General features: G+C 71.4%; 12 protein-coding genes. 1 reads left to right on the top strand and 11 read right to left on the bottom strand.

The features are described from left to right. The 7 genes from ACFDTH_RS16545 to ACFDTH_RS16515 form a co-directional block, all read right to left on the bottom strand. Positions 1-304 (bottom strand): DUF3168 domain-containing protein (locus ACFDTH_RS16545; protein WP_375288662.1); only part of this gene is annotated, 304 nt, incomplete at its 3' end. Further along, positions 301-492 (bottom strand): hypothetical protein, encoded by a 192-nt coding sequence (locus ACFDTH_RS16540; protein WP_375288661.1) that lies wholly within the window; start codon positions 490-492, stop codon positions 301-303. The genes ACFDTH_RS16545 and ACFDTH_RS16540, both read right to left, overlap by 4 nt. After that, positions 489-1,007: a hypothetical protein gene (locus ACFDTH_RS16535; RefSeq protein ID WP_375288660.1), complete on the bottom strand. Its 519-nt coding sequence runs from the start codon at positions 1,005-1,007 to the stop codon at positions 489-491. The genes ACFDTH_RS16540 and ACFDTH_RS16535 overlap by 4 nt, the downstream gene beginning before the upstream one ends. A gap of 145 nt (positions 1,008-1,152) precedes the next feature. Further along, complete coding sequence (locus ACFDTH_RS16530) at positions 1,153-2,154, bottom strand: phage major capsid protein (RefSeq protein ID WP_375288659.1); 1,002 nt, start codon at positions 2,152-2,154, stop codon at positions 1,153-1,155. Between the two features lie 53 nt (positions 2,155-2,207). Beyond that, complete coding sequence (locus ACFDTH_RS16525; protein WP_375288658.1) at positions 2,208-2,663, bottom strand: HK97 family phage prohead protease; 456 nt, start codon at positions 2,661-2,663, stop codon at positions 2,208-2,210. 26 nt (positions 2,664-2,689) lie between these two features. After that, complete coding sequence (locus ACFDTH_RS16520; RefSeq protein WP_375288657.1) at positions 2,690-2,989, bottom strand: DUF6127 family protein; 300 nt, start codon at positions 2,987-2,989, stop codon at positions 2,690-2,692. Beyond that, on the bottom strand, positions 2,980-4,053 hold the full coding sequence (locus ACFDTH_RS16515) for a phage portal protein (RefSeq protein ID WP_375288656.1): 1,074 nt from the start codon (positions 4,051-4,053) through the stop codon (positions 2,980-2,982). Before ACFDTH_RS16515 ends, ACFDTH_RS16520 begins: the two co-directional genes overlap by 10 nt. 270 nt (positions 4,054-4,323) lie before the next feature. On the opposite strand from ACFDTH_RS16515, the gene ACFDTH_RS16510 reads away from it, so the two are divergent. Beyond that, entirely contained in the window at positions 4,324-4,533 is a 210-nt protein-coding gene (locus ACFDTH_RS16510; protein WP_375288655.1) for a hypothetical protein, read from the top strand. A gap of 26 nt (positions 4,534-4,559) precedes the next feature. Here the strand turns inward: ACFDTH_RS16510 and ACFDTH_RS16505 are convergent, their stop codons facing one another. From ACFDTH_RS16505 to ACFDTH_RS16490, 4 genes are all read right to left on the bottom strand, one after another. Continuing rightward, the gene (locus ACFDTH_RS16505; protein WP_375288654.1) at positions 4,560-5,219 is read right to left on the bottom strand and encodes a spermidine synthase; all 660 of its coding nucleotides are present in this window, start codon (positions 5,217-5,219) and stop codon (positions 4,560-4,562) included. Next, positions 5,216-5,635: a hypothetical protein gene (locus tag ACFDTH_RS16500; protein WP_375288653.1), complete on the bottom strand. Its 420-nt coding sequence runs from the start codon at positions 5,633-5,635 to the stop codon at positions 5,216-5,218. Before ACFDTH_RS16500 ends, ACFDTH_RS16505 begins: the two co-directional genes overlap by 4 nt. Then, on the bottom strand, positions 5,632-5,802 hold the full coding sequence (locus ACFDTH_RS16495) for a hypothetical protein (RefSeq protein ID WP_375288652.1): 171 nt from the start codon (positions 5,800-5,802) through the stop codon (positions 5,632-5,634). The genes ACFDTH_RS16500 and ACFDTH_RS16495 overlap by 4 nt, the downstream gene beginning before the upstream one ends. 171 nt (positions 5,803-5,973) lie before the next feature. Then, on the bottom strand, positions 5,974-7,146 hold a 1,173-nt coding region (locus ACFDTH_RS16490; protein ID WP_375288651.1), incomplete at its 5' end, for a DNA-packaging protein.

The raw sequence follows: 7,146 nt of genomic DNA, 5'->3' as shown, positions 1-7,146 counted from the left end.
GCACCGGCCGCAACGTCACCACGCGCCAGCCATCGAGCGCCACCGGCATCGCCAGCACCGCGTCCGACGCCTGGGCGAGCAAGGCGCGCACCCGCACCGGCCGCTCGCCGCCCTCGCGCACGATCACCGCCAGCCGCGCCTCGCAGCCGCGCCAGTCCTTGGTGGACCAGTCCGCCAGCACCGGCTCCTCGATCAGCACATAGGGCTGCGCACCGCGCACCGGCGGCGCATCGAACACCGGCACCGCCACCGCGCCCGACACCGCCGCGACCACTGCGCCCTGCAGCGCCTCGCGCGCGCTCACGTCCCGGCTCCCGGCCAGCGAAGCGCCGGCTCCTCCACCACCCGCCGCGCAAGGTTGCGGCCCTCGACCACCACCGCGTCCTCACCCGCGGTCACCCGCACGCCCGGCACCTCGGCGAGCCGCGCCGCCACCCGTGCGGCCAGATCGGCAACCGCCCGCCGCATCCGCGCCTCAACCTTCGGGGTCATGGCCGCGCCTCCAGCCCCAGCCGCATCCGCCGCCACGGCCGCCACAAGGCCGCCACCGCCGCGGGCGGCTGCGCCGCGCCGCCGCGATCCTCGAACAGATGCGCCACCAGCAAAGCCACGCCCTGCGTCAGCGGCGCCGGCAGCAGCTCCCAGCTCTCCGCCAGCCCCGCCGAATAACCGGCCCGCGCAGCCACCGCCGCGCGCACCCAGCCGCGTCCCTCGCCGTCGATGTCGACCGCATGCGCCTCCGCCGCCAGCGCAACGCCCTCCATGTCGGTCACCGAGGCGATCGCCCGCACCGGCAAGGCCACCAGCGCCCGCCACTCCCCCGCCGCGATCCTTTCCTCCACGTCGCGCGCCACGAACAGGCACCCGGTGAACGCCTCCCCCACCAGGATCGCACTCCCCGCCAGCCGCGCCAGCAGTGCATCCTCGCCCACCGCCAGCCGCATCTGCGCCCGCGCCGCCGCCACCGCCCCCGCGATCGCCGCCGCCGGCAAGGCGGACGCGCTCACGGCCCCCACCGGCGCGCCGCGCCGGCCTCCCTCTCGATCATCATCGCTCCCCTTTTCGTCACCCCGGCCTTGAGCCGGGGTCCCGCTTCCTCTCGATCCCGCCCAAAGAAGCGGGACCCCGGATCAAGTCCGGGGTGACGGTCACTCAGGCCGCGGCGATCTTCATCACCTTGATCGCCTCGCTGTTGGTCACGCAGCCGCCGATCCGCTTAGTCGCGTAGAAGTTCACGAACGGCTTGTTCGAATAGGGATCGCGCAGGATCGCGGTCTCGCTGCGCTCCGCGATCAGATATCCCAGCCGGAAGTTGCCGAACGCGATCGCCGACGCATTGGCGGCGATGTCGGGCATGTCCTCGGCTTCCACCACCGGATAGCCCAGCAGCGTCGCCGGCTGCCCCGCCGCCAGGCTCGGCTGCCACACGAACGCGCCGTCGCTGGTCTTGAACTTGCGGATCCGCGCCAGCGTGCTCGCATTCATCACGAACGCCGCGCCCTGCCGATAGGGCGCGCGCAGGCTCTGCACCAGGTCGACCAATCGCTCCTGCGGGTTGGCGCCGAAGTCCGCCGCCGCGCCGCTCGCCACATATTGCAGCGTCCCGAAGGCGCGCACCCCGTCCGCAGTCGCCGCAGTCGGCTGGGTCAGGAAGCCCTTGGGCTTGTTCACCCCGTTGCCGTTCACGAACGCGGCGCCTTCCGCCTTGGCGAACTCGGCCGCGATCTCGCCCGCCAGCCAGTCCTCCACGTCGAACTGCGCATCGTCCAGCATCGCCTGGCTCGCGCTGGGATTGGCGTAGAGCTCGCCCATCGGCGGCGCGATCTCCTGGAAGGTCGGCGTCCCCGTCTCGGGCCGCGCCCCCGTCTCGCTCGCCCAGCCCGAGGGCGTGCCGCCGGTGGTCACCAGCTTGCGATATCCGGCGGAACCCACCTTCACCACATTGGCGATGCCGCGGATCGGGCTCGCGCCCTTGAGCAGCGCGTCGATCGCCCCATCGATCTCGCGCGGCACCGCATAGCCGCCCGCATCGCCGCTCACCCCGGTGAACGCCTTCATCTCCAGCGTCGCCCCGGTCCGCACGAACCCGTCGAACGCACCCCCGCCCATCGCCCGCGCACCATCGAGCGCGGGACGCACCATCACGTCACCCATCGTCTTCTCCTCTGTTTAACTCTCCCCCTCCCTTTCAGGGAGGGGGAGCTCCGTCACCCGATCACCGCCTCCACCCGCGCCGCCGCCTGCATCGGCACCGCCACCAGGCTCACCTCGGCGAGGGCCGCGCGCCGGATCTCGCGATACGCCCCCTGCACCACCACCAACGGGCGATAGCCCACCGAAAGCCCGCGCAGCGCCCCCGACCGCACCAGCCGCACCACCTCGGGCGCGACCACCTCGGCCTCGATCCAAAGCCCCCGCGCATCCTCCCCGATCGCGCAGATCTCCCCCACAGGCTCCCCACGATGCTGCCACAACAAGGGCACCACGCCGGCGTTTCCGAACGCCCCGGCGCGGATCACATCCCCCGCCCGATCCACCAGCCCGAACACCGCCGCATAGCCCTGCACGCGCATGGGAGACCGCTCGTCCTGAGGAACGACTGAGCTTGTCGAAATGATCGGGTCGGATCGTCCCCCGGACGATCCTGAGCATGCCGGGGGCATGCTCACCTGTTCATTGTCTCGAAGGATCACCGCATCACCCCCATCCCCAGCCGCGCCGCGATCAGCCCCAGCACCACCGCCGCCACCCAGCCGGCGAAGCGCTGCCACGCCGCGCGCTTGGCATCGCGCCACGCCGCCAGCAGCGCGCGCAGCTCGGCCAGGTCGCGCCCGGCGCCCGCATCGGCCAGCCCCAGCCGGGTCAGCGCGCGCGTCGCTCCCAGCTCGCCCGCTTCCTCCGCGATGCCGCGCAAGGTCGCCAGGTCCGCGCCCTGCGCCGCCCCCTGTGCGATCAGCTGCGCCAGCACCGCTCCGCCCCCTATTTCCATCCCACCATCTCCCGTTTCTCGTCGTCGGACAGGAAGCTCGCCGCGCTCACCATCCGCCACAGCCGCTCGCGGTCCTCCACCAGCGCCGGCACCCGATCGAGGTCCACCTCCAGCCGCCCGCCCCCGAAAGACTCGCCCAAGGCGCCCCGCAGCGCGCCGAGCAGGTGATCGGCGAGCGGCAGCACCGTCAGCCGCCACAGGGCCCGGTTCGCCTCGCGATAATTCGCATGCGTGCTGTCGCCCGGCAGGCCGAGCAGCATCGGCGGCACGCCAAAGGCGAGCGCGATCTCGCGCGCCGCCGCCGCCTTGGTGCCGGCGAAGTCGAGGTCGGCGGGCGACAGGCTCAGCGCCTGCCACTTCAATCCCCCCTCCAGCAGCATCGGCCGCCCGGCATTGCCCGCGCCCGCAAAGCTCGCGTCCATTTCCTCCTTGAGGCGCCGGAACTGCTCCGCAGACAGCGCGCTGCCGTCGCCCGGATCATAGACCAAAGCCCCCGAGGGCCGCGCCGCATTGTCCAAGAGCGCCTTGGTCCAGGTCGCCGCCGCATTGTGGATCGCGATCGCCGCCGAGGCCGCGCCCAGGCAGCCGAGCCCGTAATGGTCGTCCAGCGGCGCAAAGGCGCGGACATGGATCACCGCATCGGGCGCCAGCCGCACCTCCTGCGCCGCGACCCGGTAGCGATACGCCGCCGGCCAGCCCAGCGCGTCCACCTCCACCGCCACCCGCTCGGGCCGCAGCGGAAACAGCTCCACCGGCACGCCGTCCGCATCGCGCAGCACCTGCACGAAGGCATTGCCATGCAACAACAACTGCGCCGCCGCGGTGCCAAGCATCCGCTGCGCGCCGACCAGCGCCACCAGCGCCGCGTCCCCATCCAGCGGCGCCCCACCGACGCTCTCCGCCACCAGCCTAACCGCCCGCTGCGCGACGGCATTGCCGCCATAGCCCGCGCGCACCTGCGCCTCGTACGATTGCGGCCACGCCCCCGCCGCCGCCACCGAGCCCCCACGCGCCAACACCGGACGCGACACATCGCGCCCGGCCTTCCAGCCGAACCATTTCATCTGGATTCTCCAAAACGAGGCCGCGCGAACGGGCGGCCGATCAGACGAGACCCTCGCCCCCGCGTGATCAAGAAGCCATCCTTCCCCGCCAGGGAGAGGAGGCACGCATGTGCCGGGTGGGGGCGGACGCGGCGCTCGGCGCAAAGGCCCCGCCGTCCTTCCCCTCCCCGCGCGTTCGCGCTTCCTCCCCCTGGCGGGGGAGGATCAGTGACAACGCTAGTCCACAGCAGCAAACGTTGCCTACTGAACCCGCCCGCGTAGAGTCGCTGTATGACCGACGACGAACACAAGTTGCTCACCGCGCTCGCTTGGATGTGCGAACAGTATCTCGGCAGCGGCAATGCTGACTGGTTGGATCATCAGGCCATGGGCGCTGGCGAAGGCGCGATTGCCCTCCTCACGAAGTATGGGCTTGTCGCACCTTCAGGCCGAGGCGGCGCTTGGACCGAGGCAGGAAAGGCACTGCTGGCTTCAGCCTGACCGAAATTCGAACTCTTGCGTATCTACTACCGCACCCCCACCCAGATCACATGCCGCGGCCCCTTCCCGTTCTGCCGCGCCCGCACGGTCACCTCGTCCACCGCGAACCCCGCGCCACGCATCCGCTTCGCGAACGCCGGGTCCGGCCCCGCAGACCATACCGCCAGCACGCCTCCTTCGCGAAGCGCATCGCGGGTCGCCGCAAGGCCGCCCGCCCGGTACAGCCGGTCGTTCTCCGCGCGGCTCAGCCCGTCCGGCCCGTTGTCGACATCCAGCAGGATCGCGTCCCAGCCGCCGCCCGCGATCGCATCGGCGACATCGCCGGCGAACACCCGCGTGCGCGGATCGTCCAGGCAGCCCGCGGTCAGCGCCGCCATCGGCCCGCGCGCCCAGTCGAGGATCGCCGGCACGATCTCCGCCACCGTCACCTCCGCCTGCGGCATCGCCGCGAGCGCCGCGCGCAGCGTGAACCCCATGCCATAGCCACCGATCAGCACCCGCGGCTTGCCCCGCCCCCGCAGCCGCTCCGCCGCCAGCGTGGCGAGCGCCTCCTCAGACCCGCTCATCCGGCTGTTCATCAGCTCGTTCCGGTCGAGCACGATCATGAAATCGCCCCCGCGCCGGAACAGCCGCAGTTCCTCGCCGCCGGGGACAATGGCCGTGTCGATCAGCTCGCGCGGAGTCATCGCTCGTCCGCCCGCTGCTTGTAGCTCACGATGATCTGCAACATGCGGATCGCATCGTCGGTCAGTTTGCCGATCGTCGGCGAACTGTATCCCGGCATGATCTCGAACCAGTCGGTCGTCCAGGGCAGCCAGACCAGCCGGTCCAGATCGAACCGAGTCGCCCGATACAATCCGCATGCATCCATTTCGGACGCCTTGCTGATGATCAGGTCGTAAAGACGTGTATCCAGCTTCAGATTGGTGGTGCCGTACACCACCTCAACCTCCGCAGACCCGTCGTCCCACAGCGCAGCGTTGCGAACCAAAGCCGGTCTGGGCTTTGGTCCAGGTTCACCCAGGCTTTCATGCTCGGGGAACCGACACCACACGATCTCGTAAGGCGTCGGCAGAAGGGACAGCGGAAGCTTGTGGCTCACCAGCCCTGGGTGAAAAGCAACTTGCGGTTTGCGCAGCGCTCACCGTCGGCATCGGTCAGCCGAATGATGGCTTCCAGCTGTTGATCGCTGACCTCGTCGTGATAATCCGGCTGGGCCGGCGGCGTGCGGTCGTGCGTCCAGGACGCCTTCTGCGCTGCGGTTGCCATGTCAGCCTCTTGGGTGAATGTGAACATAAATCAGCGGGTCAGATAGATCGTACCGTTTGAACGGCAGGTTAAGCGCCCAACGTGGCAGCTATGGCGGTGTTCATCGCGAATCTCAACCGCGTTTCGTCCGATGCTCGACCAAGATGGTGTCGTGCCTCGCTTTCGCAACCCTCACACCCCCCGCACCGCCACCGCACCCTTGCGCCCCAGCATCAGCGCGGTCAGCGCCCACACCAGGGCATCCGCCCGGTCCGGCGAGCGCCCCGGCCCTTCATAGCCGCCGCCCGCCTGCAAGCCCGCCATCTCGTCCTCCAGCGCGGCGAACACGCCCGCGTGCCACACCTGCGCCCGCTCGTACAAGGCCGCCACCGGCTCCGCCCGCGCCACCTTCCCCCGGCTCGCGCGCACCAGCCGGATCGGCAGCGACACCTCGGCGGCGCGCAGCACGCTTTCCACCATCGCGCCGCCCTGGTTGGCCTCGGCGATCACCCGCTCCGCCTCCCAGCGCCCCGCGCACTCGGCGACAGCACGCGCCCAGCCCTCGGGGGTAGCCCCCGAGACGCTGGCGTCCTCCAGCACATAGCCGCAGCCGTCCGTCCCCATCCCCACCGCGACGATACCGCACGCATCGCCGCCGACGCCGGCGGGCGGGTCGACCCCCACCACCACCCGCACCAGCGCCAGCGTGCCGCCGCGCTGCCGCTCGATCAGCGCGCGCGGCCACAAGGCGCCCTCCACCGTGTCGAACAGCTCGCCCTCCAGCTCCTGCCGCCCGATCATGGTGCGGCCGTACAGCTCCGCCATCGCCGCCTGGAAGCTGTCCGGCAGGTGGATGTTGGCGCTCGTCCGCCCGCGCGTCAGGTGCACGCTCGGCAGCGCCGCCACCCGCAGCATCAGCGCGGTCGAGCGCGGCGTGGTGGTCACCACCACGCGCGGCCGGTCGCCCCGCCGCAGCGTCATCAGGAGATTGTCCCACGCCGCCTCGCCGCCGCCCCGCCATTTGCCCAGCTCGTCGCACCAGGCGGCATGGTGCTCGGGCCCGCGCAGCGCCTCGGGCGCCTCGGCCGAATAGATGGTGGCGATCGCGCCGCCGGGCCAGCGGACCTCGCCCGTGCCCGCGCGCCACACCGGCGCTTCGTCGCCGCGCGCCACCGCCAGCACGCCGCTCGGCCCTTCCACCATCACCCGGCGCGCATCGTCGATCGTGGCGCCCACCAGCGCCACCCGCGCGTCCGGCACGTCGCGGACGAACTGGCTCACCCATTCCGCGCCCGCGCGCGTCTTGCCGAAGCCGCGACCGGCCTGGATCAGGCTAACCGGGATCCGCGAGCCGTCGCAAAACGC

The organism is Sphingomonas sp. (genome assembly GCF_042096255.1).
In the GTDB taxonomy this organism is placed as follows: domain Bacteria; phylum Pseudomonadota; class Alphaproteobacteria; order Sphingomonadales; family Sphingomonadaceae; genus Sphingomonas.
This window is presented reverse-complemented; position numbering and strand designations above follow the sequence as displayed.